This window comes from Pseudomonas lini, from assembly GCF_001042905.1.
GTDB classification, from domain to species: domain Bacteria; phylum Pseudomonadota; class Gammaproteobacteria; order Pseudomonadales; family Pseudomonadaceae; genus Aquipseudomonas; species Aquipseudomonas lini.
The window spans coordinates 514358-539052 of record NZ_JYLB01000003.1; the positions used below are offsets into that span (position 1 = coordinate 514358).

The 24695-nt window shown below is 60.4% G+C and carries 19 protein-coding genes; 4 read left to right on the forward strand and 15 right to left on the reverse strand.

Translation table 11 applies throughout. The annotated features are described in order from the left end of the window. Positions 1-13 precede the first annotated feature (13 nt). The 8 genes from TU81_RS11030 to TU81_RS11065 form a co-directional block, all read right to left on the reverse strand. Positions 14-1021, reverse strand: a complete 1008-nt coding sequence (locus tag TU81_RS11030; RefSeq protein ID WP_048395050.1) for an Ldh family oxidoreductase — start codon at positions 1019-1021, stop codon at positions 14-16. 117 nt (positions 1022-1138) lie between these two features. Next, positions 1139-2782 carry a fatty acid--CoA ligase gene (locus TU81_RS11035; protein ID WP_048395051.1) on the reverse strand — a complete coding sequence of 548 codons (1644 nt, stop codon included), beginning with the start codon at positions 2780-2782 and terminating at the stop codon, positions 1139-1141. 23 nt (positions 2783-2805) lie between these two features. Next, positions 2806-4584 (reverse strand): acyl-CoA dehydrogenase C-terminal domain-containing protein, encoded by a 1779-nt coding sequence (locus TU81_RS11040; protein WP_048395053.1) that lies wholly within the window; start codon positions 4582-4584, stop codon positions 2806-2808. Between the two features lie 7 nt (positions 4585-4591). Further along, complete coding sequence (locus TU81_RS11045; RefSeq protein ID WP_048395055.1) at positions 4592-7111, reverse strand: efflux RND transporter permease subunit; 2520 nt, start codon at positions 7109-7111, stop codon at positions 4592-4594. Positions 7112-7142: 31 nt separating this feature from the next. After that, positions 7143-8216, reverse strand: coding sequence for a WD40/YVTN/BNR-like repeat-containing protein (locus tag TU81_RS11050; protein ID WP_048395057.1), 1074 nt, complete (start codon positions 8214-8216; stop codon positions 7143-7145). A gap of 120 nt (positions 8217-8336) precedes the next feature. Next, complete coding sequence (locus TU81_RS11055; protein ID WP_048395059.1) at positions 8337-9695, reverse strand: DUF1329 domain-containing protein; 1359 nt, start codon at positions 9693-9695, stop codon at positions 8337-8339. A gap of 41 nt (positions 9696-9736) precedes the next feature. After that, positions 9737-11749: a DUF1302 domain-containing protein gene (locus TU81_RS11060; RefSeq protein WP_048395061.1), complete on the reverse strand. Its 2013-nt coding sequence runs from the start codon at positions 11747-11749 to the stop codon at positions 9737-9739. Positions 11750-11877: 128 nt separating this feature from the next. Beyond that, the gene (locus TU81_RS11065; RefSeq protein WP_038980151.1) at positions 11878-12444 is read right to left on the reverse strand and encodes an RBBP9/YdeN family alpha/beta hydrolase; all 567 of its coding nucleotides are present in this window, start codon (positions 12442-12444) and stop codon (positions 11878-11880) included. 356 nt (positions 12445-12800) lie between these two features. Between TU81_RS11065 and TU81_RS11070 the strand changes: the two genes are divergently transcribed. The 3 genes from TU81_RS11070 to TU81_RS11080 all read left to right on the forward strand — a co-directional run bounded on the left by TU81_RS11070 (position 12801) and on the right by TU81_RS11080 (position 16381). Then, on the forward strand, positions 12801-13838 hold the full coding sequence (locus TU81_RS11070; protein WP_038980150.1) for an AraC family transcriptional regulator: 1038 nt from the start codon (positions 12801-12803) through the stop codon (positions 13836-13838). Positions 13839-14111: 273 nt separating this feature from the next. Beyond that, positions 14112-15725 carry a phospholipase effector Tle1 domain-containing protein gene (locus tag TU81_RS11075; RefSeq protein ID WP_038980149.1) on the forward strand — a complete coding sequence of 538 codons (1614 nt, stop codon included), beginning with the start codon at positions 14112-14114 and terminating at the stop codon, positions 15723-15725. A 2-nt stretch (positions 15726-15727) separates the two neighbouring features. Continuing rightward, on the forward strand, positions 15728-16381 hold the full coding sequence (locus TU81_RS11080; RefSeq protein ID WP_038980148.1) for a DUF2931 family protein: 654 nt from the start codon (positions 15728-15730) through the stop codon (positions 16379-16381). Positions 16382-16510: 129 nt separating this feature from the next. On the opposite strand, the gene TU81_RS11085 is transcribed toward TU81_RS11080, so the two are convergent. From TU81_RS11085 to TU81_RS11115, 7 genes are all read right to left on the reverse strand, one after another. Continuing rightward, on the reverse strand, positions 16511-17521 hold the full coding sequence (locus TU81_RS11085; protein ID WP_038980147.1) for a YeiH family protein: 1011 nt from the start codon (positions 17519-17521) through the stop codon (positions 16511-16513). Further along, positions 17518-17844 (reverse strand): Rieske (2Fe-2S) protein, encoded by a 327-nt coding sequence (locus TU81_RS11090; RefSeq protein WP_038980146.1) that lies wholly within the window; start codon positions 17842-17844, stop codon positions 17518-17520. The genes TU81_RS11085 and TU81_RS11090 overlap by 4 nt, the downstream gene beginning before the upstream one ends. Continuing rightward, positions 17841-18503 (reverse strand): DsbA family oxidoreductase, encoded by a 663-nt coding sequence (locus tag TU81_RS11095; RefSeq protein WP_048395064.1) that lies wholly within the window; start codon positions 18501-18503, stop codon positions 17841-17843. Before TU81_RS11095 ends, TU81_RS11090 begins: the two co-directional genes overlap by 4 nt. Beyond that, a complete protein-coding gene (locus TU81_RS11100; RefSeq protein WP_038980144.1) occupies positions 18500-19828 on the reverse strand; it encodes an MFS transporter in 1329 nt (442 codons plus the stop codon). Before TU81_RS11100 ends, TU81_RS11095 begins: the two co-directional genes overlap by 4 nt. A 92-nt stretch (positions 19829-19920) precedes the next feature. Continuing rightward, positions 19921-20973, reverse strand: coding sequence for a BKACE family enzyme (locus TU81_RS11105; protein WP_048395067.1), 1053 nt, complete (start codon positions 20971-20973; stop codon positions 19921-19923). A gap of 87 nt (positions 20974-21060) precedes the next feature. Then, complete coding sequence (locus tag TU81_RS11110) at positions 21061-21909, reverse strand: TauD/TfdA dioxygenase family protein (RefSeq protein WP_048395068.1); 849 nt, start codon at positions 21907-21909, stop codon at positions 21061-21063. A 14-nt stretch (positions 21910-21923) separates the two neighbouring features. Continuing rightward, entirely contained in the window at positions 21924-22904 is a 981-nt protein-coding gene (locus TU81_RS11115) for a quinone oxidoreductase family protein (protein ID WP_048395070.1), read from the reverse strand. A gap of 234 nt (positions 22905-23138) precedes the next feature. On the opposite strand from TU81_RS11115, the gene pdxR reads away from it, so the two are divergent. Further along, on the forward strand, positions 23139-24641 hold the full coding sequence (gene pdxR, locus TU81_RS11120; RefSeq protein WP_048395073.1) for a MocR-like pyridoxine biosynthesis transcription factor PdxR: 1503 nt from the start codon (positions 23139-23141) through the stop codon (positions 24639-24641). Positions 24642-24695 lie beyond the last annotated feature (54 nt).

The window sequence follows — 24695 nt, forward strand, 5'->3', positions numbered from 1 at the left end:
ATTTTCATCGCATTCAAGCCAGCAGTGCTTTCAGGTCGTTGTACAGCGCCTCGGGAATCTGCACCCCCTCCACCATACTGCGTGCCCGCGCCGCATAACGCCGTTGCGACGGCAAGCGTGCGCCCTGCCCTTCAATGCCCTGGAACAACACTTCGGCCCGAGACAAATGTTCCTCAGTGGCCGCCCCCAGAAAACGTCGCGGATCCAGCGCGATGATCAACTCGCCATGGTACGGCGACGACTTGCTGCCCTCGTCATAGGCCAGCGATTCGGCACTGGTCAAATCACCGATCAAAGGCCCGGCGATCAACTCCACCATTGCCGCCAGCGCCGAGCCCTTATGCCCGCCGAACGTCAGCATCGCGCCGCTGTCGAGCACCACATTGGCATCGGTGCTCGGCCGGCCCTCAGCGTCCACGCCCCAACCCTCGGGAATCGCCTTGCCGGCACGCCGATGCAACTCGATATCGCCACGGGCAATCGCACTGGTGGCGAAGTCGAACACAAACGGATCCTGCCCCGCACGCGGCCAGCCAAAGGCAATAGGATTGGTGCCGAACACCGGCACACGTCCCCCGGTCGGTGCCACCCAGGCATGGCTCGGATTACACGCCAGCGCCACCAAACCAACGGCGGTCAACTGCTCGATCTCCACCCACAATGCCGAGAAATGCACACAGCGATTGATCGCCAACGCCGCAATCCCGTTGGCCCGGGTTTTCTCCGCCAGCAACCCAAGCCCGGCCTGAAACGCCAACTGCGAGAAACCACCCGCGGCATCCACCCGCACGATCGACGGCGCCTGGTCGATCACCTGCGGTTCGGCATCGGCCGACACCTTGCCGGCCCGCAGGGAATTCACGCAACCCAGAATCCGGTACAAACCGTGGGAGGCACAACCATCGCGCTCGCCGGCAATCACCGTCGCCGCCACCGCTTGCGCGTGGGCCAGATTAAAACCGTTGTGCAACAGGATCGATTCGGCCAGCTCGCGGGCTTCGATCAGGGTCAGTCGAATCATGGTCATCTCCTTGGACAGACCGGTCAGAGTGGTCTATCCGCAGAGATGTGGCTTGATGGGTTTGGGCGCGAGGGATGACGAAATTGGCACAGGGTTGGCGAGAGCACGCCGCGCCTTTCAGCTCAATCCGCTTTCCCGAATCAGCTTCTTATTTATCTTCCCCACACTGGTTTTAGGAATCTGGGCGACGAACTTGAACTGCTTGGGGATCGCCCATTTGTTGATGCGGCCACGCTCGACAAACCCTTGCAGGTGCGCCTCCAGGATCTTGCTGTCGAGATACTGCCCCGGTTCGCACACCACCAGCGCCATCGGCCGTTCGCCCCATTGCTCATCGGCAATGCCCACGACCGCGACCGACATCACCGCAGCGTGTTCGCTGATCAGGCTTTCCAGTTCCAGAGAGCTGATCCACTCCCCGCCCGTCTTGATGACATCCTTGATTCGATCTTTGATTTCCACCCCTCCCAAGGCGTCGATGGAGGCCAAGTCGCCGGTGTGCATCCAACCGTTGTGCCACAACTCGGCACCCTTTTCGGGTTCCTTCAAATAGCCTTGGGTCAGCCAGGGTGCGCGCACCACGATCTCGCCCAGAGACTCGCCGTCATGGGCAACGTCATTGCCATTGGCATCGATGATTTTCAGGTCGACCATCGGCACCGGCGTGCCCGTCTTGATGCGAGTGGGCAACTGGGCTTGCGTGGATTGTTCGAGGTCTTCATCACGCAGGTACGTCAGACACAGCAACGGGCAGGTTTCCGACATGCCGTAACCGCTGTGCACCTGAATACCTTTGGCACTCGCTTCGCTGGCAATGCCCAGCGTCAGTGCGCTGCCACCCAAGAGCATTTTCCAGCCATCGAAACGGGTCTGTGCCGCTTCTTCGCAGTTCAGGATCATTTGCAGAATGGTCGGCACGCAATGGGAAAAAGTGACCTTTTCCTCACGATACAGCCTGACCAGGCTGTTGGGTTCGTAGCGGCCGGGGTACACCTGCTTGAGCCCCATCAGGGTGGCGACATAAGGCACACCCCAGGCATGCACGTGAAACATCGGGGTGATGGGCATGTACACATCATCGGAACGCAGCAACGGCAGGCCTTGATAGACGCCCAAAGTGCCCACGGCATTCAAGGTGTGCAGGACCAATTGGCGGTGGGTGAAATACACGCCTTTAGGGTCGCCAGTGGTGCCCGTGGTGTAGAAAAGGGTCGCCACCGAGTTCTCATCGAAATCGGGAAAGTCGTACTGGTCTACGGCTCTGGACAACAGGTTTTCATATTCCCCCAGCACCGGTAACCACGTATCGATTGCTGTGTCGTCCGTGAGCTGCAGGTAACCTTTGACGGTTTCAAGCCGGCCCTGAATCTGTTCAACCAGCGGCAGGAAATCATCATGCACCAGCACCAGATCGTCCTCGGCATGGTTCATGGTGAAGAGCACCTGATCCGGCGAAAGACGAATGTTCACGGTATGCAGCACCGCACCGATCATCGGTACCGCAAAGAAGCATTCCAGGTAGCGATGGCTGTCCCAGTCGAGCAAGGCCACGGTATCTCCGGCCTTGACGCCGGCAGCGGTCAAGGCGTTGGCCAGCTTGCGGATCCGCTGGTTGAGGGTCTGGTAGCTGTAGCGCAATTTGTCGGCGTAGACGATTTCCCGGCCCGGTTCGTAGCGCACGCCGGACAGCAATAATTGCTTGATCAGCAAGGGATAGGCATAGGCGCCATCGGCGGGCGGAATTATTTTTGTCGCCATCATGGTTGGGTTCCTTGTCCTTTCGATCAGAAGTGCGCTGCTTCCAGCTCGTAGAGGCATTCGCTGCCAGCCTTGGCCGACGCGCTCAACGAGTGGATGCGTGGCAGCAGGCGAGCGAAGTAGAAGCGCGCGGTAGCCAGTTTGCTGACGTAGAAATCGTCTTTGGAATGCGTGCTCATGGCAGCCTTGGCCATTCGCGCCCACATGTAGGCGTACGCGGTGTAGCCGAACACGTGCAGGTACTCGACCGAAGCCGCGCCGATTTCATTCGGGTTGCTCTGGGCTCGGTCCAGCAGCCATGCGGTCAGTTCGTCGAGGGTGTCGACAGCGGCGTTCAACGGTTTGGTGAACTCGCCGAGGTCAGCGCAGGCATTGGCGGTAAATTTGCGGATTTCCGAAGCGAACAGCCGGTACAGCGCCCCGCCGCTTCCGACGATTTTGCGCCCGGCCAGATCCAGTGACTGGATACCGTTGGTGCCTTCGTAGATCTGCGTAATGCGCACATCGCGAATCAATTGCTCCTGGCCCCACTCGCGGATGTAGCCGTGGCCGCCGAAGATCTGCTGGCCATGCACCGTGGTCTCCAGTCCCATGTCGGTGAGGAACGCCTTGGCCACCGGGGTCAGCAGCGACACCAGTTCCTGGGCGCGGGTGCGGGTTGCCACGTCATCGCTGTACTTGGCGGTATCCAGTTGCAGCGCCACGTAGCTGGAGAACGCACGCCCGCCCTCGTTCAAGGCTTTCATGGTCAACAGCATGCGTCGTACATCCGGGTGCACGATGATCGGGTCGGCGGGCTTGTCCTTGTTCTGCGCGCCGGTCGGTGAACGGCTTTGCAGACGGTCACGGGCGTATTCGACCGCGTTCTGGTACGAGCGCTCACCCAACGCCAGGCCCTGGATGCCCACGCCAAGGCGTTCGTAATTCATCATGGTGAACATTGCCGCCAGGCCTTTGTTCGGCGCGTCGACAATCCAGCCAGTCGCCCCGTCAAAATTCATCACACAGGTGGCGGAGGCCTTGATGCCCATCTTGTGCTCGATGGAACCGCAGGACAGCGCATTGCGCTCGCCCAGCGAGCCATCGTCATTGACCAGTACCTTGGGCACCAGAAACAGCGAAATCCCCTTGGGACCGGTCGGTGCATCCGGTAACCGCGCCAGTACCAGATGGATAATGTTTTCGGTCAGGTCGTGCTCGCCGCCGGTGATGAAAATCTTGCTGCCGCTGATCTTGAAGCTGCCGTCGACCTGAGGTTCGGCGCGAGTGCGAATCAGGCCCAGGTCAGTGCCGGCATGCGCCTCGGTCAGGCACATCGAGCCGGTCCAGACGCCGGCGTACATGTTCGGCAGATAGCGTTCCTTGAGTTCCTGACTGGCGTGGGCATTGATCGACAGGCACGCACCAGCCGTCAGCATCGGGTACAAGCCGAACGACAGACTGGCCGAGTTGACCATCTCTTCAACCTGAGCCGAAATGGCCTTGGGCATGCCCATGCCACCGAACTGCGGGTCGCCGCCGACACCCACCCAACCGCCTTCGGCGAATGCCTGGTAGGCGGCAACGAAACCGTCCGGAGCCTGGACCGCGCCGTTGCTCCAGGTGCAGCCCTGCTCGTCGCTGCTGCGGTTCAGCGGTGCGACCACCTCGGCGCTGATCTTGCCGGCCTCTTCAAGAATTGCGGCGGCCGTTTCTTCATCAATCACCTCGGCCATGCCAGGCAATTGGGCCCATAGCCGGGACACCTGGAAAACCTCGTTGAGTACGAAGCGCATGTCGCGCAAAGGAGCTTTGTAATCAGACATCGTTGGCTTACTCGGAAGTGGTCAGGGCATGCGACATGCCGGGACGTTCAGTGGATTCAGTGTTTTCGGCTGACGCATCGGGAGCAGACTCAACCGCCCGTTCGCGCAGCAGGAAGTACGACAGGGCCGGGATCAGGATCAGCGCGCCGAGCATGTTCCACAGGAACATGAAGGTCAGCAGGATGCCCATATCGGCCTGGAACTTGATGGGCGACCAGACCCAGCACACCACGCCCGCCGCGAGGGTGATGCCCACCAGCCCGACCACACGGCCGGTGAACGACACGGCGTTGCGGTAGGCCTGGGACAAAGGCAAACCCTGACGCTGGAAGTGCAATTGCACGCTGAGCAAGTACAGGGCGTAATCGACGCCGATGCCCACGCCGAGGGCGATTACCGGCAGAGTCGCGACTTTCACGCCGATGCCCATGGCCACCATCAACGCCTCGCAAAGGATCGAGGTCAGCACCAGCGGCAACAACGCAACCAACGTGGCGCGCCAGCTGCGGAAGGTGATCAGGCAGAACAGCGTCACCGCCGCATAGACGTAAAGCAGCATGGTGCGATTGGCCTCGCGCACCACAATGTTGGTCGCCGCCTCAATTCCGGCCGACCCGGCCGCCAGCAGGAACTGGCGATCTTCGCTGTTGTTCTCCCGGGCGAATTTTTCCGCGATGCCCACCACGGCATCCAGCGTCTCGGCCTTGTGGTCCTTGAGGAAGGTGATCACCGGCATCAGCGAACAATCGGTGTTGAACAACTCCGGGGAGTTGACCGAGGCTTGCTGCGCGGCGTAGTTCAGCACGTCCTGATTGCGCTGGATGCTGTTGAGCTTGGGGTTGCCTTCATAAGTGCCGGCGGTGATTTGGCGCACCGCGTTGACCAACGAAGCCGTGGCCTGTACGCCCGGATACTGCTGCAGCTCCCAGGCCAAACGGTCGGCGAGAACCAGCGTCTTGTAGTTCAAGCAGCCTTCCGGCGCAGTCTTGATCATCACCGCGAACAGGTCGCTGGACAGCGCGTAGTGGCTGGTGATGTAGGCGTTGTCACGGTTATAGCGAGAGTCGGCACGCAATTCCGGCGCGCCACTTTCCAGGTCGCCGATCTTCAGCTGCAAACTGACCATGAAGCCGCCGATGCCCATCAGCACCGCGACCAATACTGCCCCCGTGGCCCATTTGCGTGTCGTGAAGCGGTCGAGCAAGTCCCACAGTTTGCCGAAGCCTTTATGCCCTTCTGCGCGCGTGTCGATTTTCAGCGCACGCTCGGCCGCCTTGGCGCCGACGCCGACATAAGACAGCGCCACTGGCATCAGCAACAGCGAGGTGAAAATCAGCACCGCCACACCGATACTGGCGGTGATCGCCAGGTCGCGGATCACCGGAATATCGATCAGCATCAGCACCGCGAACCCGACAGCGTCGGCCAGCAGCGCGGTGACGCCGGCAATGAACAGGCGGCGAAAGGTGTAGCGTGCGGCGATCAGTCTGTGGGTGCCACGGGCGATGTCTTGCATGATGCCGTTCATCTTCTGCGCCGCGTGGGACACACCGATGGCGAAGATCAGGAAAGGCACCAGCACCGAGTACGGATCGATGGCATAGCCCAGCCAGGCGACGATGCCGAGTTGCCAGACCACCGCAATCAGCGAGCAGCCGACCACCAGCAAGGTGCTGCGCACGCAACGGGTGTAGGCGTAAATGATGATCAGCGACGTGACGACGGCCAGGCCGAAGAACATCATCACCTGGATCAGACCGTCAATCAGGTCGCCCATCAGTTTGGCGAAACCGATCACCCGGACTTTGTACTGGCCCTTGCCCTCCTCCCCGGCCTTGCGTGCCGCGCTGTCACCTGCGAATTCGATCTTGTCGCGCAACTGCTCCTCGAGCATCTGCGAAAAGGCGTGGTAGTCGATGCGCTGACCGCTGGCCGTGGCCTTGTCCAGCAGCGGCACGATGAGCATGCTCGATTTGTAGTCGCTGGCCACCAGACTGCCGACGATGCCGGCGCGGGAAATGTTCTGGCGCAGCTGTTCTATTTCTTCCGGCTTGCCCTGGTAGGTATCGGGCATCACCGGGCCACCCTGGAAACCTTCCTCGGTGACTTCGGTCCAGCGCACCGCCGGGCTCCACAACGACTTCATCCAGGCGCGGTCGACGCCTTCGGTGACGAACAGCTGATCGTTGACCTGTTTGAGTACGTCAAGATAAGCGGGGTCGAAGATATCGCCCTGAGTGTTCTCCACCACCACCCGTACCGAGTTACCCAGACCGCGTAGCGACTGGCGGTTTTCCAGGAAATTCTGAATGTACGGCTGGCTCTGCGGAATCATCTTTTCGAAACTGGGGCGCAGCTCCAGGCGAGTTGCGGCCATGTAGCCCAACACCACGGTGGCCAGCGCCATCAGCAGCATGAACAGCGGGCGATAGTTGAACACCCACCGTTCCAGCCAGTTGCCGGAATGGCGGTCGAAATCCCGCAGTTCGCGGATCACCGGCATGGTTTCTTGTTTGGTATGGCCCATGTCTGGGTTCTCGCTCTAAGGGTTCGAGGGCTTATTCAACGGACAGCGTCCGTGCACCACGGCTGCCAACCACCACCAGAGCACCGTCGGCGGACTGAGTGGCGCCGGTCACCGGTGTCGGTGCCCGTTGCTGAACCAGATGCAATTGCGTACCTGCACCCTGGCTGACCAACATTTGCCCGCCCTGAGTGAACAAGCGGTAGTTGCCACGGCCATCGACGAGGCCGGCGGTGATGCTGACGCGCAGGCCACTGTCCAGCGGGGTCCAGCTGAGTCCGCCATCGGTGCTGCGCAGCACATTGCCGCGCAAGCCGTAGACGAGCGCTTCGCCGGGCTTGCCGAGCACACCGAAAAAACTGCCCTGATAGGGTGTCTGCACGGCGGCGAACCGCTGTCGGGTGTCATCCCACTTGAGCAACAGGCCTTGCTCGCCAGCGATGTACAGCGCATCGCCAGTGGAGGCGATGGCGTTGAGGTGAAAGCCCTGCGGGTTGTCGGTGCGGTCCTGGAACGGTATCCAGCTCTGGCCGCCATCCTCGGTACGCAGGATCAGGTTGAACACCCCGACCACATAGCCGAGGCGATCGTTGGCGAACCAGACATCGAGCAACGGTTTGTCGGCGCCCTGCGCCATCAGGCGCTCACCTTCGGCGACCAGCAGTGGCCATTGTTCGTCGCCCGGTTCTGCACTGGCCAATGCGCCGTAATGCTTGACCAGCAAGGCACCAATCTCGCGGCCGTCCAGTTGCTTGCGCCAGGTCGCGCCGGCATCACTGCTGTGCAACACCACGCCGTCACCGCCCACCGCCCAACCTTGGGTGGCGGAAGGAAAACTCACGGCATTGAGGTCGGCACTGACCGGCACCGCTGCCTGCTGCCAGTGTTTGCCGGCATCATCGGAATACAGAATGTGGCCGCGCTGCCCGACTGCGACCAGACGATCGCCGGCGCGGGCCATGCCGGATAACGGGCTGTTGACGGCCAAGGCGCTGACCCTGGCCGGCAGATCCAGCACGTCGACATAAGCGGACGCGTGGCTCAGGCCCTGCAACATTGCAAGCAGAACGCCGAGCGCCAGCTGCAGGTAATTTTTATACGAACACATACCGCGTCCTCTTCGGATAACCGCGCCGGGACACACGTCCGTGTGCCTGACGTTCAAACCAGGCGCCCGAAACGATCGGCATGTGCCGACCGTCGTGCGGTACGCTTTTTCACGGTTTGCTTAACGAATCCCGGCACCTGCCAGGGACTCCGGCGACCACTGCGCCTTGGAAAGCGGATCGATGTACTTGATGCCGCCGTAAGGCCCGACCACACCATTGATGTTGTAGGAACCACCCACCAGGTCGTAGATCATGAAGGGCGTGGAGTCCGGGATCTGCTTGTCGTAGCTCTGGCTGAGGAACGCGAAGGAGCCACGGTACAGCTGACCACGGGCGTCATATTGGTCAGAGGCCAGAGCGGTCCAGCTGTCTTCATCGAGGTAGAAGCGACGCTTCTGATAGATGTGCCGGGCGCCGGACTTGAGGTTGCCCTCCACCACCCACACCCGGTGTTTTTCCCAGCGCACATAATCCGGTGCCAGGTGATTGGCCGTGGTCAGCGATTTGGGGTCCTGAGCGTAGGTCAGCTTGTAGGTGTTGTACGGCACGATCATTTCCTGCTTGCCCACCAGCTTCCAGTCGTAGCGGTCCAGCGCACCGTTGAACACGAAAACATCATCGTAGGTGCCCGCGCCGGCGGTGCCCGGGTTAGGTGTGTCGTAGGCCAGGTTGGGTGCCAGTTTCACGCGGCGCTGGCCAGGCAAGTATTGCCAGGCGCGACGCGGTTGCTGCAATGGGTTGGCCGCGTCCTTGAGCATTATTGCTTCGCCGGCCCGGCGTGCCGGGCCGGTATAGGACAACTTCATCTGGTAGTAGACGTCGGCGCTGCTGATCGGCTGCGTCAGGTTCTCGTAGATCGGATAGGAAATGGATGCCTGCCCCGTGATCGCCAGACTCGCAATGCCGGCGGAATCGACGTTCCAGGAGTCGTACTTGGAGTTGATGTTGACCCCCTGAAAACGCAACAGGAAGTTCCACATCGCCTCGTTGCCCGACTGCGGAATCGGGAACGGCACACCGGGCAGTACGTTATCGATAGCCAACCCGCCCTCGAGGGATTTGGCGCCGGTGGCGTTTTTCATGCCATTGTCCAGCACAGCCTTAGGCAAAGAGACTGTACGGTGGGTCGGGTAGACATTGACGTGGAAGCTTGGGAAACGTTTGGCCAGTTCCGCCGTAGTTGCAGTGAGCAAGCCCTTGTACTGATCGACGTTCTTGCCGTCGATCACCAGCAACGGTTTTTCGTTGACGAAGGGATCCGGACGCATGCTGTCACCGGATTTGAAACTGGCCGGCGGCGTGGTCAGGCCACCGTCATAGGCGGGAATCGAACCATCGGCATTTCCGGCCTTTTCAGCCCCGACCAAGGTCAGGCTGCTGCCCAACTTGGCGGCGTCCTGGGTTGAAACAGCGGCCTGTGCCTGGGCAGCAAGGACCATGGCCAGCGAAGCGGCCAACACGGTTTTTGCGAATTTCATCTTGTTATTCTCCTGCTTGCATTGAGCAAATCAGTGGTGAATCAAAAAGTGGTTTTCATCGTCAGGTAAACGGCGCCACGGTCCTCAGTCGTGGCCCCACCACCGGAGAAGGCCGAGTAGCCGCCGCCGTAACACGCGTAGTTTTCATTGCCGCTAAAGGCATTGGGGGTGGAGCCGTCGCCGCTGCCAGCATTGGCGGCGCCGGTGCTCAAACCGCTGGTATCGCACTTATCGGTCTCGCCGAAGGAGTCCACGTACTTCAGGTCGACGAAGTATTTGTTGTACACAACGGCCCCCACGCCCACGGCATAGTTGCCGGTGTTTTTGGCACCGCCACCGGACACCGGTGACACGCCGTCCAGGCCGACGTTGATGGACATCGGTGCGTTGAGATCAACCCCTGGGAACACCTGGTACCAGGTCGGCGTGAAGTTGACCGCGATGCCCCAGTTGTCCCGGGTCGGCTGGTCGATGCCGCGATAGGTGTCCTTGCCCTTGTAGAGCGCTTCGTTCTTGCTATCGAGCTTGAGCAAGTTGCTGTAGTACAACTCGGCGAGCAGGCTGGCCGAATCGAACACCGGTGTTTTCGGGAAGGTCATCAGGCCGTTGAGCGTCCAGTGCAACGTGTCACCGGTGGCGCTCATGCTGTCGCCCTTTTGCGGGGTGTCATAGATCACACCGGTGGCCGCCGTGCGGGCCGGCAACAGCCCAAGACCTGCGCCCAAACCCCGCGGCCCTGTCGAGCTGACAACCGCGGGAATACTGGCCAGCGGCATGTTGTGACGAATGTTCAGGTCCGAACCCACACTGATTCCGCCCACATCCTTGGACAAACTCAGGCCAACGATCTTGATGTTGTCGGCATAGGCCAGCTGATAGGTGCTGGTGCTCAACGAATTGAGGGTGTTGACCACCGCGGGCACCATGCCGGCAGGCGGGGTACCGTTGGGATTGGCCGAGGTCAGGCCGGTGGCGTTCAACCAGGCTTGCGGCAGGATTTCCGAAGTTTCGCGGTAGTAAACGCCGAGGGTGCCATCCAGCCAGGCCGGCGACCACTTGGCCATCACGCCCCAATCTCCGCGCTTATCCGGCGTCAGGTCGTGACCGCGACGCACATTGGTCAAGCCGTTGCACGGTGCCAGACCACAGCCCAGTGGACTGCCCGGCACCACGCCGTTGGTGTTGCCTAGCAGGAACGACTGCGCACCGAAGCCGACCAGATCGGAACCGCCATAGTAAGTACCGGCTTCAGGCAGGCGGGCGGCATCCCAATCGAGGAAATACTGAGCGCCCACAGTCAATTCGGGATTGACGGTGAACGACATCGACAGCTGGTTGCGCGGAACGAACAGCTCCTTGGCTTCAGTTCCCGGCGAGGCGGCCAGTTTGGCCAGGTCCAGGCCGGACTGGCCGTAGCTTATCGAGTGCACCGGGTTGAGGATGGTTTCACCCCAGAACACGTTGTGCTGACCGGCCTTGACGCTCAACAGCGATTCTTCGCCCACTTCGGTGCTGTAGAACACGAAGGCGTCGAGAATTTCGCCGGATGGACCGGTGTAGTAACGCTGGGCGTAGTTGCTCAGGTGCGGGCTGCCGTTGCCGACATTGTCGCCGGTGACCCCGGCCAGGCGTGGATCGTTGGCGACCAGACCCGACCGTGCGTCATTGCCATTGACGAACGGGTTGGAATTGGAACCGGTGTTCTCGTAGGCCTTGTCGTACCAACTGGCGGCACTGACGCGAAAGCCCACGTGGTTCTGGTAAACCACATCCATCTCGGTCAACAGGTCAACGCGATTGGTGATGTTGGTTCCGGCCTTGCGGAAGTTGTAGTCGCCATCGTTGTTGTTCGGTGTCGCCAACATGCGCTTGTCGGCGCTTTCGGTGCGTACGCCGTAGTTGTACTTCACGGTGTTATCCAGGCGCACGGTCCAGTCCGGGTTACCTGTGTCGAGTTCGATCGCCTGCGCGACCGGCACGGCGGCGGCCAAAATGGCCGAGGCCAACAAGGTGTAACGCGAGGGTGCGAACCCGTGACTCTTATTGTTGTGCATTGCGTTGTCTCCGCCTTTTTGTATTTGTTTTAAGCGCAGCCGCCCTCGCGCACCCTCTTGTTCCAGGGGTTTGCGTTTTTCAGGAGTGAGGGCAAATGCCGGATGGCTGGGGCCAACCGGCGCCTGAATTAGCGATCCAACTGCAGGATGAGTGCTTCGGCTTGCGGCCAGAGGCCAAACCCTGCAGTCGGATTGAGATGACCGACTTCGCCGAGATTGAGCAGTTCGCTGCCCCAGCTGTCAGCCAGACAAGTGACGGCGTCCAGGCTGGCGAGGTGGTCGTTGGTACTGGCGGCCACCAGACTGCGGAACGGCAGTGGCTCTTTTGGTAGAGGATTCCAACCCTGGGTGCGCAGGGTTTCAGCGGATGGGTAGCCTTGCGGCCAATGAGCATCGAGGTCCGGAGGCGTGGCCAGCAGCGCGCCCTTGATCGGACGACTGTGCTGCGCAGCCCAGTGCGCGACCATCAGCACACCGGCACTGTGAGCGACCAGAATCACCGGCCCGTCGATCTGCTCCAGCGCGTGCTGGATCGCTTCGACCCGCTTGGCGCAATCGAGCTTGTCGGTTTCCAGCGGCGGCACGCTGCGCACTTTGCAGAGCCTTGCCTCAAGCAGCGTTTGCCAATGCTCGGCAACGTGCTCACGCAGACCCGGTACGATCAGAACGGTTGCTGCAGTTTGCAGTTTGTCCACTTCAACACCTTCGCTTTCTCGATGACTCGACTGGCTCTATCGCCAGGGGCTTTTTGTAGGACTGACATTAAAGAGCGCCCACCCCAGGCGCTTTTCATTGGACGTCAGGCACTTTTCTTTTCATGACAGATTTCCAGGTGTTTGGCGTGCCGCGACCATTGGTCGAAAAACCCCGCAGCTTCGCTGCGGGTCACTGTAATCAAGGGGTGAGCGTCGATTGCCCCATGGCAATGGTCGTGATTCGGGACAGGATTGGCCGAGCGCCATCGACGACACCGCAACTGTTCAACCGCTGATGTGCTGGATATAGTCGCCACGCTCATCTGAATCGCAATCGGCCCAGGAAAGACCTTCGCATGCCCAAGCTTGTTCGCGCCGCCGTCTTGACCAACTACCTGGAGGTCACCCAGTACCTGGGGTTCAATCCGCGTGATGTGCTGGCCGGCGTCGGCCTGAGCAAAGCCCTGCTGCAAGCGCCCGAACACCGCATCCCCATTGATGCCGCCGTGCGCCTGCTGGAAGATTCGGCCGCCGCCAGTGGCTGCCAGAGCTTCGGCCTGAGCATGGCCGAGTCGCGCCAGCTCTCGGACTTCGGCGTGGTCAGCCTGCTGCTCAGCCACCAGCGAACGCTGCGTGATGCCTTGCAGGTCGTGGTGCATTACCGGCATCTGATGAATGATTCGCTGGCCATCTTCATTGAAGAGGCCGGCAAGATGGTGATCATTCGTGAGGAGGTGGTCACCGAGTCGCCGATGCCCAGCCGACAAGCCACCGAACTGGCCATCGGGGTGATGTTCCGCCTGTGCGCCGCCCTGCTCGGCACCCACTGGCGCCCCTACAGCGTCAACTTCACGCACCAGCCTCCCGACAACCTGCAACTGCATCGCCGTCTGTTCGGCTGCAATCTGGAGTTCGGCAGCGAGTTCAATGGCATTGTCTGTTCCGACGCCAGCCTCGACGCGACCAACCCCAATGCCGACCCGGCGATGGCGCGCTACGCCCAGAGTTACCTCGACTCACTGCTGAGTCATGAAGGTCCCTCGATGCTGTTCGAGGTGCGCAAAGCCATCTACCTGTTGCTGCCGATGGGACGCGCCACCATCGAGCAAATCGCCCAGACCCAAGGCATGAACGTTCGAACCCTGCAACGTCGCCTGAAAGACGACGGCTGCGCCTTCAACGACCTGATCAACGACGTGCGCCGCGACCTGGTGTTGCGCTACCTGGACAACCCGAATTACTCGTTGGGACGGATCGCTGACATGCTCGGCTATTCGATGGCGAGTTCCTTCACACGCTGGTTCATCACCCAGTTCGGCATGCCGCCCGCCGCGTGGCGCAGCGCGCAAAAACAGACCACCTCAAAATCTCTCTCTGGTTCCAAAGAGTCCTGAGCCAGCCGAACCTCCGAGTAATCTGTGGCCGGCACGGGCAAAAGTCCGCAGCGGATTAGCGGATGCGCCTCCCCGTTGCCCCCCTTCTCCCCCCGCATTCATTGCCTGAAGGCTTTTCTGACAGCCTCAGGCTTCAAGCATCCCATCCCGATCCTACAAGCGATTAAGTCGCGACTGGCAGCGTCACCTATCCCCCAACGCGCACTGTTGTCCCCAGAAACCGATCACTGATGTGGCGCCCAGGGACGGGCTTTGCGCAAAAGGGATGCATTCATGGAAAAGGACTTTGGGGGTCACCACTGCGCCGTCTGCCGCGACCGCGCCCTGGCAGAACGGACCCGAAAACCCGGGCTTCGACCAGACCCGGCGGAAGAACAACGCAAATACGACGAAATGATGGCCCGGCAACGGACACAGGCAGAGCAACTCAACGAAGTGTGGGAAGCCAAGGAAGCGCGCGAGGAAGCCGCCATTGTGAAGGTCACTCTGCGTATCGGGGTGTTTTTTGATGGCTCAGGCAATAACCCGTTCAACGTGGAGATGGGGCGCAAGTGCGCGGCTCATCATCCGGTATCAGCGCAGGATATGGATGGCAATTGCAAGCCGTACATGCAAGACCCTGACAGCAGTTATGGGGGTGAAGTGACGAATGTTAAGCAGTTGCATGATTTGTATATGGCATCTATCGACCAGGGAAAAATCATCCAGCAAAAAAAGGCATTCGATAAGGTCTATGTCGAAGGTATTGGTACGACCGCAGGTGGGCAGGATAGTCTGCTGGGCATGGCTTTGGGTCGGGGTGAGACCGGTATCGAAGCTCGGGTATTGGATGCATTCGGCCAGATAAAACGGCGGTTACGCAACTTTCATGAGGTCTTCCCGGACATCCAAATCAGCTCCTTGACCTTCGACGTGTTCGGCTTCAGCCGTGGTGCGGCCGCCGCCCGACATTTCGCCTGTTTGTGCCTGTCAGGAACCAACAGCCCGCTCAGGGAAACGCTGTACCTGCCAAATAGTCTGTTCGACCGGGGCTTCAGCAAGGTCTTTGGTGAAGGGGTCAATGTCGGGTTTATCGGCCTGTTCGACACCGTCGCTTCCTTGGGTGGCCTGAGTAACCTGGGTAATGTGCGCAGCCCGGCAACCCCCGGGGTCAAGTTGTATTTGATGCCGCACTTCTTTCCCAATGTTTTGCAACTGGTGGCACGGGACGAATACCGCGCTAATTTCGCCCTCAACAGCGTCAGTCCGGATCATCTGGAAATCAGCCTGCCGGGGGTTCACTCGGATATCGGCGGTGGTTACCGCGAAGACATCGAAGAGTGCGTGTTACTCAGCCCCATGCAAGCTCTGGAGGTCGGTGAGTTCACCGACGTAAAAACCACCTCGATCTACCGAGAGACACAACAGGAACGGGCGAAATGGCACGCCAAGGGCTGGCCAATGGAGATGCTGGAACTGATCACCCCAGATCCGGTAACGCTGCTGCCTGAGCCAAGAGAGCAGAGCGCGCCGAAACAAAAGCGGGTATTTGTCGGGTTGCAGCTCCGACGTAAGATCGGTGCCGGGCTATCACGGGTATACCTGCGGGTGATGTATGAGGCGGCCAAAAAACATGGGGTTGAGTTTTACGATATTCAGCAACGCGCCGCTTTGGCACCACCTGCCGAGATTCAGCTAATGTGCGAACGGTTTGTCGCAGGTGATTACCGCATTACCGCCGCCGAGGAGCACCTGTTGAAGCTGCGCTACATCCATCAGTCGGCGCACTGGAGCCCGACGTTTCTCTCAGGCCCCCGCACCACCCGATTCGAACTGGCCTATGCCCATATCCCAACGGCAGATGCCGTACGGGTGCACCACCCTCATGTACCGGAATGGACGCTGTAACCATGAAAATGCTGATCGTGTTATTGGCGCTTGTATCGATAAGTGCCTGCCAACCCGTCGATCCACTGTCGGCCAAAAACGACTACAGGACATCTTGGTGGTATATCGGCTTCACCGAGCCCGCTCATATGACGGTATGGGTCGAGACCTCCGCTGTCGAGGACATAAAGGGGCGGATTATTTACGATATCGCTGCGGGGGTAGCGGGTAGCAGTGACCACGAGAATGGAACTGAAAATGCGCGGGGCTGGGTGGGTATTGGCGGCGCCGGCATGCCCGTCACAGGCGCCGACCTGCCGAAACGCCTCTTTGTGCGTTGGCAATCGATTGTCGAGCGCAAGACCTACGCGGGCTGGATCGATATCTCCGAATCCACCCGCGATATCATGCGCAACTCGACAGCCCAGCGTTGCCACGAAACCCCTGAGTTTACTGCCAATCCGAGTGCAGCCCTGAATCTGGGGCTCGCGCCGGGCGGCATCATTCAAGTCTGGGTCTGGGACGACTGTTTCCGCGCCCACAAGGTCGATCGCGGGCAAGTCGGCATCGAGCCGTTAGGCCCCGATCAAGGCAAGTACAACGGCTTCTACGGCAAGATCAAAGACTCTTCAAAACGCTACATCGAACACTTTGGCATTCCCTATGGCAGTTGGTGACGATGCATCTTCGAGCTAATAAAAAAGCGGCGACTGCTGGTACAGTCGCCGCAAAGAACCGGTATCTGTGACACCGGCCGAGGAGTCCTGTGGCGAGGGAGCTTGCTCCCTCGCCACAGTTTTGTGTGCTTACATTCCCCACCGCAGCAACAGCAGCACCAACACAACAAGGAACACTGTCTCCCCCACCATCAACAAAATGGGTTTGATGCCGACAGCCGCCAGCTCCTTGAGTTGGGTCTTCATGCCCAGGGCGCTGATGGAAACCACCAGGCACCAGCGCGACAATTCATTGACCGATCCCTGCACCACCGGGGCTATCCAGCCGGTGCTGTTGATACAGGCCAGAATCAGAAACCCGACGGCGAACCACGGCAGCAGCGGCGGTCGTTTGCCCGCCGGGTCGGCGCCCTGCAGGCGGGTAATCATCGCGGCGCAGACGATCACCGGCAGCAGCATGGCAACCCGCATCAGCTTGATCACCGTGGCCGTATCGCCGGTCTCGGTCGACATGCTGTAACCGGCACCGACCACCTGGGCGACATCATGGATGGTCGCCCCCAAGAACACGCCCGCCACTTGCGGCGACAACGACAGCCAGTTGGCAATCATCGGGTACACGATCATCGCCAGGGTCGACAGCGCCGACACCCCGATCACCGTGAATAACGTTGCGCGTTCTTTCTGCGGATGGTTCGGCAATGCCGCCGCCAGCGCCAACGCCGCCGACGCACCACAAATCGCGGTGGCCCCACCGGTGAGCATGCCGAACAAACGCTGAAACCCCAGCGCCTTTGCCGCGATCACCGAAACGCCGATCGTCACCACCACCACAATCACCACCAGCGCCACAGGCTTCCAGCCCAGCGCGGCAATCTGTTCGAGCGTGATGCGCATGCCCAGCAACGCCACGCCAATGCGCAACACCGTGCGCGCCGTGAACTCGATGCCAGCCTTGCAGGCGCCGTCACCGGCCAGGAAGTTCAGCGCCATGCCCAACAGCAAGGCAAACAGCATCACCGGCGCGCCGTAGTGCTCGGACAAAAAGGACGCGGCCGCCGCCACGATCAGACTGACGACAAAACCCGGCGCCAGTTCGCGCGTTCGGCTATGGATACGGGTAAGAGCGATGGCGCTCATGGCGCGGACTCCTCGGGAACGATGACGATGAATGCCTGGCCGTCGATGATCTCGACCGGGTAGTTGGCGACTTTGAGCTGGGTTGAATTGAGCAAGTAACCGCTGCGCAGATCGAAGCGCAGGCCATGGGCGCAGCACTGAATCACCCTACCCTCAAGGCGCCCGCCACACAGCGAGGCACCCTGGTGCGGGCAACTGTCGTCGATGGCGAACAGGTCACCTTCGACGTTGAATAACGCCAGGCTTTTGCCATCGAATTCGAACAGCGCACGACCACCCACCTGCGGGAGTTTTCCGGCAGGTACAGGGACACGAAGACTCATATCGATTGCCGCTCACGAGCACTTTCTTTCAGGGCTTCGCTCATGGCCCCGAGTAGCGCTTCGGCAGGCTGCGCGCCCACCATCGTCATCCGACGGTCGAACTGAAAGCTCGGCACGCCGCTGGCGCCGCCGGGGAATCCGTCAAAGGGACTGGCGTCGCCCTTCAGGCAGTCGGCCACAGCTTCTGCCTCAATGCCGCAGGACCGGGCAATGGCGAGCAAGGTCTCACGGCAACCAAGGTCTTCGCCCTTCTGGAAATAAGCAGCGAACAGACGCTCGAACAAGGCGTCACGCCGGGCAGGATTGCCCAGTACGCTGACACGCTCCAACAGCCGATGGGCGTCTGCGGTATTGGGCATGGTGCCTATGCGACTGAAGTCGATGGACACCCCCACTGCCTTGGCGGCCTGCTGCACCTGGGCCTGTCGCATGGCCACAGCGTCGGCATTGCCCAGACGCTGGCGATAGAAATCGGCGAAAGGTTCACCTTCTACCGGCAACTGCGGCAGCAACTGCACGCCATGCCACACCGTGGTGATCTGCACATCCGGTTGGCGACTGCGAAACTGTACCTGCGCATGCTCCAATTGGCGTTTGCCGATCAGGCACCAGGGGCAGATGAAATCGAAAAACACATCAATACGTAAACGACGACTCACAACTTCACCTCTACTACGGATTCGCCCACCGGATCGTTGATCCGCTCGCCCTTAAGCCGGGCAATGTCCTTGTGGTAATGACACTTGGCATAAAAGAACACGGCCGCAGCCGCGATGCTGACCAGTGGCACCAATTGAAAAGCAGCCTGCAAGCCGATGAGGTCGGAAACCCTGCCGGTGATAAACGGCCCCGGCGCCAGCCCCAACATGTTGTTGGCCAGGGTCAGCGTGGCGAAGGCCGTGCCGTGGACCGAGTAATGGGTCAGGTTGGCAACCATGGCGCCGCAAGGGCCGGTCGTGCCGGCGGCAATCAACATGCCCAGGCAGATCAGCACCAATTGCACAGGCCCTGCCGGCAGGGCGAACGCCGCCGACAACAGCAGACAACTGCCCAGGCAATAGGCGATAGCCAAAGCGACTTTGCGCTCCGGCGAATGGCGACACAGTCGATCGCTGAGCATGCCGCACAGGATCATCCCCGCACCGCTGCACAGAACGATGATCGCCGCGACGCCGCCTGCCTTGTCGGTGGCCATGTCGTAATAACGATTGAGGTAACTGGGCATCCACACAATGACGGTGCCGCCAACGAACAGTTGCAAGCCACTGCCGATGTAGGCAGCGATCACCGAGCGGCTGGAAAACAGCGTACGCAACGGCCGCTTGACCGCGTTAGCCGCCTTGTTCGCCGCCTGAGCGGCACGTTGCGGCGCAATGCGTGCTTCCTTGACGATGATCGGGTAAAGCACCGCCAGCAGCAGGCCGAACAGCGCCATGCCGGCGAACGACCAGCGCCAGCCAAGCTTGGCGGCGATTGCACCGCCCAGCGCCATCCCCAACACCGACCCGAACATGCCACCCGCCATGAACGCACTGGTCAGGGTTGCACGCATGTGTTTGGGAAATACCGAAATCACCACCGCGATGCCGACGCTGCCGTACGCCGCTTCGCCGACGCCGACCATGAACCGTGCAATGAACATCTGCTGGTAGTCTTGCGCCAACGCACAGCCCAGCGTCGCCAGACTCCACAGCAAAGCCATCAGCGCCAGGCTCTTGACCCGGCCGAAGCGATCCGCCAGCAATGACAGGGGAATGGTCAGCAGCCCCACCATCAGAGCGACAATGCCACTGAGCAGGCCGAGCTGACCGTCGCTCAGGGCCCATTCGCCCTTGAGCATCGGGAACACCGCGTTCAGCACCTGGCGCGACATGTAATCGGAAATCAACAGCCCGAACGTCAGTGCGAAGACGATCCAGGCATACGGACGCGCAACACCGACAGCACAGTCGTCATCGTCTGCGGCGATTGGGTGAAAGGCCATGCAGCCTCCTCAAAGCTTTGTTTTATTGTTGTTATCAAGCGTGTTGCAGTGCAGCGAGCGGGAAGCCATTGACCTCCCGCTTCGTCTGCCGATCAGCCGCGTTGCGGCACACCTTTCTGCCCGGCCTTGCGGTTGGGGGCCATGCCATTGGCCAACAGGGTTTCTTCGATGCTTTGGTACTGCACACCGATGCGGTAGATCGCGCGGGCTTCTTTGCCCGTGGCGATTTCGCGACCCAGTTCATGGGCGATGCGTACGGTCTGCTTGATCTGCGCAACTGAGCCGAAACGATCGCCCTTGTGATCAATGATAGTGTCTTCATTGCCCACACGCGGGTACATACCCATGGCCATCGACATGGTGTTGAACGGCATGACGTTCTTGAGCAGCGACTCGGAGGTCAAGGTGCAACCGTCTGGCGCGCGGTGGATGAAGTTGAAGAAGTTGAACGGATTAGGGCCATCGAAACCGCCGCCGATACCGATCCAGGTCAGGTTCAACGGACCTTTGTAGACGCCCTTGCGCACCAGGCGCTCGAGGGTTTCCATGGCGTGCATGCCGGTCAGCTGGAAATGCGGCTGGATGCCGTTGTCCATCAGACGCTTGAGATGCTCGGCAACCCAGGCCGGGCCGGCCGGTACGGTCATTTCGCTGTAGGCCGCCTGATAGGCAGGATTGGCCAGGGAAGTGCCTTCCAGATACTCCGGATACAACAGCTCCATGATGTTCATCTGGGTGGTGTTGATGGCCACCGTGACCTGATCCGGTTTTGGCGTCAGCTCGGCCAGCATGTGGCGCGTATCGTCAGACAGCCACTTGGCGGCTTCGCCATCGCTTTCCGGTGCGAAGGAAATCGAACCACCGACCTGGATGATCATGTCCGGCACGGCTTCACGCACACCGGCGATCAACTCGTTGAACTTGGACAGACGCTTGGAACCCTTGCCGTCCAATTCACGCACGTGCAGGTGCAATACCGTTGCACCCGCCTCATAACAATCAACCGCCTTCTGCACCTGCTCATCCATGGTCAGCGGGATGTCTTCAGGAAAGTCTTCCGGCATCCACTCGGGGCCATACGGGGCCACGGTGATCACCACCTTTTCCATGTTTTCCGGGTGCAGGGAATCGTCGAAGAATTGCATGAGTTACTCCTGTTCTTATGATTGTTCCGCCCACCCGGGATCGTGCCGGGCAGGCGTGTCTACGAGTGCGAATGCAGGTGCGGTCGATCAGTAAGTCTTGTCGCCGATGATCCCGGCGCGATCCATCTTGCGATGGCACGGCGGGTAATCCATGACGGCGTAGTGCTGGGTGCTGCGGTTGTCCCAGATGGCAATGCTGTTGGGTTTCCAGCGCCAGCGCACCTGATACTCGGGGATGTAGGCCTGGCTGATCAGGTAACGCAGCAACTCGCTCGCGCCCGGGTTGGCGTCCTGGCCGAAACGCACCCGCTCGGGGGTGTGGTAGTTGCTCAAGTGCGTCGTGAAGGCGTTGACGAACAGCACCTTCTCGAAGGTTTCCGGGTGGGTGCGCACCACCGGGTGCTCGGCGTCCGGGTACATCGCCCTCAGTGCCAGACGCTTCTCGATCGGCATGGCGGCACCGAAACTCGCTTCGATGCTGTGGCGCGCGCGCAGGTCGGCGATCTTCACCTTCACGTCTTCCGGCAAGCGCGCATAGGCCTCGACCATGTTGGCCCACATAGTGTCGCCACCCACCGGCGGGCACTCCACGCAACGCAGCACGCAGCCCATCGGCGGGGCCTCACGCCAGGTGGCATCGCTGTGCCAGGAGTTTTCATAGCGGTCCGCCGGCTGGTCCGGGTTCTTGTAGATGCGCACCAGCCCCGGATGATCCGGGTCGCTGCCCGCCACCGGGTGATCTTCCAGCTCGCCGAAGCGACGGGCGAAGGCCACGTGCTCGGCGCGTGTGATGTCCTGATCACGCAGGAACACCACCCGATGCTTGAGCAACTGAGCACGAATCTCGGCAAACAGGCCATCGTCATGCACCGCGTCGGCAAGGTTGACGCCAATCAGTTCGGCGCCAATGCTGCAGGTCAATTGTTCGACTTTCATGGCAGGCGACTCCCTTAAATGACGAAAATCGATGAGCCCGTGGTCTTGCGTGATTCCAGGTCGCGATGGGCCTGCACGGCATCCTGCAAAGCATAGTGCTGGTTGATCTCGATCTTGATCCGACCGCTGCCGACATGGTCGAACAACTCGCCCGCCAACACGGCTTTTTCCACCGGGTCGGCGATGTAGTCGGCCAGAGCCGGACGGGTCATGAACAGCGAGCCTTTCATCGCCAGCAGTACCGGATCGAAGGCCGGGATCGGACCGGATGCCGTGCCGACGCACACCATCAAACCGCGACGCTTGAGCGAATCCAGCGAGCCCATGAAGGTGTTCTTGCCGACACTGTCGAACACCACGTTGACCCCCACGCCGTCCGTCAGCTCGCGAACGCGCTGGGCAACGTCTTCATGGCTGTAGTTGATGACATGCTCGCAGCCATGGGCCAAGGCGACTTCACCCTTGGCCTCGGTGGACACGGTGCCAATGACGTTCAGACCGAGCAGCTTGGCCCACTGCGCTACGATCAGGCCCACACCACCGGCAGCGGCGTGCAGCAGAATGCTGTCGCCAGCCTTGAAATCGTAAATGCGTCGCATCAGGTACGAGGACGTCAAGCCGCGCATGGTCATGGCCGCGGCGGTTTCGAAACTGATGGTTTCCGGCAATTTGATCAGCGGCGCGGCCGGGATCAGACGTTCGGTGCTGTAGGCACCCAAGGTATTGAGAAAACCGGTGTAGGTGACGCGATCGCCGACTTGTACGTTGGTCACCCCTTCGCCGATGGCCTGGACCACACCGGACGCTTCAACCCCCATGCCATTGGGCATCGGAATCGGGTAAGTGCCATTGCGAAAGTAGGTGTCGGCATAGTTCAGGCCCACCGCCACATGACGAAGACGAACCTGGCCTGGACCGGGATCGCCGACGTCGACCTCTTCATAACGAAGGACTTCGGGACCACCGGTTTCGTAGAAGCGTACGGCTTTGGCCATTTTTTCTTATTCTCCAGTCTCAGTTGGGCATGCTGCGTCGAATTGCGCTGATTGGACTGTAGGACGCCGTCTGGCGAGTCGCTTCTCATCAGACGACAATGGCTTTTCATTTCATGACAGTGCACGTTGCATCATCCCTGCGATGGATGACTTACCCCGTGCCTCTCGATACCCTGCACACCTCGGTATGATGGTGTTCCAGGTCAAACCACCTTCCCTCCAGACGAGCATGTGATGAAATCCCCTGCAGGTTTGCTGCTGTCGGCTATCGAGCTGGACCGTGCCAGTTCCATCCCCCTGTACCGCCAACTCTATTTGCAGATTCGCAAACAGATTCTCGGCGGAAAAATGCAAGGGGGCGTGCGCCTGCCGTCGACGCGGACGCTGAGCAAAGAATTGGCGCTGTCGCGGATCACCATTCTCAATGCATTCGATCAACTGATTGCCGAAGGCTTTTTGGCGTCGCGTACCGGGGCCGGTACCTATGTCGGCGATGAGTGGGAGAGCCGAGGGATTGCCGACGAAGAGCAGCGCCAGCCACCGCGCCTGTCCGACCTGAGCCAGTCCATGCTGTCGCTGCGCAGCAGTCATTTTCGCGGGGTTTCCTATACCGATTGGGACCCTGCGACCCCCACCTCATTCCTGCCCAGCCACAGTACCTACGACACATTCCCGCTGGCTGTGTGGCGGCGCTTGATGAACCGCCACCTGCTCAAGCCGACCAAGGCCATGCTTGGCTATGGCGAACTGCAAGGGTTACAGGCCTTGCGCACGGCGATTGCCGAGTACGTCTTTGATGCCCGTGGCATCGATTGCAGTGCCGAGCAGGTGGTGATCGTTTCCGGCGCCCAGCAAGCCTTCAACCTGTTGGGCATGCTGTTGCTCAATCCGCAGGACAGCGTGTGGATGGAAGACCCAGGACACATCGCGGCGCGCATTGCGTTGCAGGCTCAAGGGGCTCAGGTGGTCCCGTTGCGGATCGATGAACAAGGCATTGATATTCAGCAAGGCCTGGCCGAGTGCCCTGACGCCCGCCTGGTCTTCACCACGCCATCTCGCCAGCATCCCTTGGGCGTGACCATGAGTTATGCACGGCGCCAGGCGCTCATCGACTGGGCTGCGCAGTATCAGAGCTGGATCATCGAAGACGATTGCGACAGTGAATTGCGCTACAGCGGCCGCCTCCTCCCCGCGCTCTACGCCATGGACCGAATGGCTCGAGTGATCTACGTCGGCACCTTCAGCAAAGTGCTCTTCCCCTCGCTAAGACTGGGCTATGTGATATTGCCGCAAGCCTTGATCGAACCCTTCTGCACCCTGCGTGCGGTGATGGATCGCAGCCCGCCCACGCTTCTCCAGGCGACGACGGCGGACTTCATGCGCGAAGGCCACTTCCTCGGCCATATTCGCCGCATGCGCGCGCTGTACCAGGCTCGCCAGCAAGCACTGCTCGAGCAACTTCAGCAACAGCTGGGTGGCTTCTTCAACATCACCCCGGTGGAAGCCGGCATGCACTTGATCGCCTGGCTGCCACCCACGCTTGATGACGACGTGATCGCCAGGGAACTGGCCCGGCACAACATCCACACCTATGCCCTGAGCGACTACTGCCTTGAGCATGTCCTGCCACCTGCCCTGCTCATCGGTTTCGCCGGTACGCCTGAGGGCCAGGCGCAAGAACGCGTCGAAGCGCTGGCCCGGGCCTTGAGCAAAATGGGGTACCTGCAGGCCACTTGAAGCAAGGCAAGTGGTCTTATGATTTAACTGATAATGGATCTATCGAGAGTTCCT

Bases quoted from the DNA above. Each gene is read 5' to 3' on its own strand.
- TU81_RS11110 (WP_048395068.1), bottom strand. From the start codon at position 21,909: ATGAAAGTCGAACAATTGACCTGCAGCATTGGCGCCGAACTGATTGGC.
- TU81_RS11115 (WP_048395070.1), bottom strand. From the start codon at position 22,904: ATGGCCAAAGCCGTACGCTTCTACGAAACCGGTGGTCCCGAAGTCCTT.
- TU81_RS11100 (WP_038980144.1), bottom strand. From the start codon at position 19,828: ATGGCCTTTCACCCAATCGCCGCAGACGATGACGACTGTGCTGTCGGT.
- pdxR (WP_048395073.1), top strand. From the start codon at position 23,139: ATGAAATCCCCTGCAGGTTTGCTGCTGTCGGCTATCGAGCTGGACCGT.
- TU81_RS11075 (WP_038980149.1), top strand. From the start codon at position 14,112: ATGGAAAAGGACTTTGGGGGTCACCACTGCGCCGTCTGCCGCGACCGC.
- TU81_RS11105 (WP_048395067.1), bottom strand. From the start codon at position 20,973: ATGCAATTCTTCGACGATTCCCTGCACCCGGAAAACATGGAAAAGGTG.
- TU81_RS11070 (WP_038980150.1), top strand. From the start codon at position 12,801: ATGCCCAAGCTTGTTCGCGCCGCCGTCTTGACCAACTACCTGGAGGTC.
- TU81_RS11040 (WP_048395053.1), bottom strand. From the start codon at position 4,584: ATGTCTGATTACAAAGCTCCTTTGCGCGACATGCGCTTCGTACTCAAC.
- TU81_RS11055 (WP_048395059.1), bottom strand. From the start codon at position 9,695: ATGAAATTCGCAAAAACCGTGTTGGCCGCTTCGCTGGCCATGGTCCTT.
- TU81_RS11085 (WP_038980147.1), bottom strand. From the start codon at position 17,521: ATGAGCGCCATCGCTCTTACCCGTATCCATAGCCGAACGCGCGAACTG.
- TU81_RS11060 (WP_048395061.1), bottom strand. From the start codon at position 11,749: ATGCACAACAATAAGAGTCACGGGTTCGCACCCTCGCGTTACACCTTG.
- TU81_RS11045 (WP_048395055.1), bottom strand. From the start codon at position 7,111: ATGGGCCATACCAAACAAGAAACCATGCCGGTGATCCGCGAACTGCGG.
- TU81_RS11035 (WP_048395051.1), bottom strand. From the start codon at position 2,782: ATGATGGCGACAAAAATAATTCCGCCCGCCGATGGCGCCTATGCCTAT.
- TU81_RS11030 (WP_048395050.1), bottom strand. From the start codon at position 1,021: ATGATTCGACTGACCCTGATCGAAGCCCGCGAGCTGGCCGAATCGATC.
- TU81_RS11080 (WP_038980148.1), top strand. From the start codon at position 15,728: ATGAAAATGCTGATCGTGTTATTGGCGCTTGTATCGATAAGTGCCTGC.
- TU81_RS11050 (WP_048395057.1), bottom strand. From the start codon at position 8,216: ATGTGTTCGTATAAAAATTACCTGCAGCTGGCGCTCGGCGTTCTGCTT.
- TU81_RS11090 (WP_038980146.1), bottom strand. From the start codon at position 17,844: ATGAGTCTTCGTGTCCCTGTACCTGCCGGAAAACTCCCGCAGGTGGGT.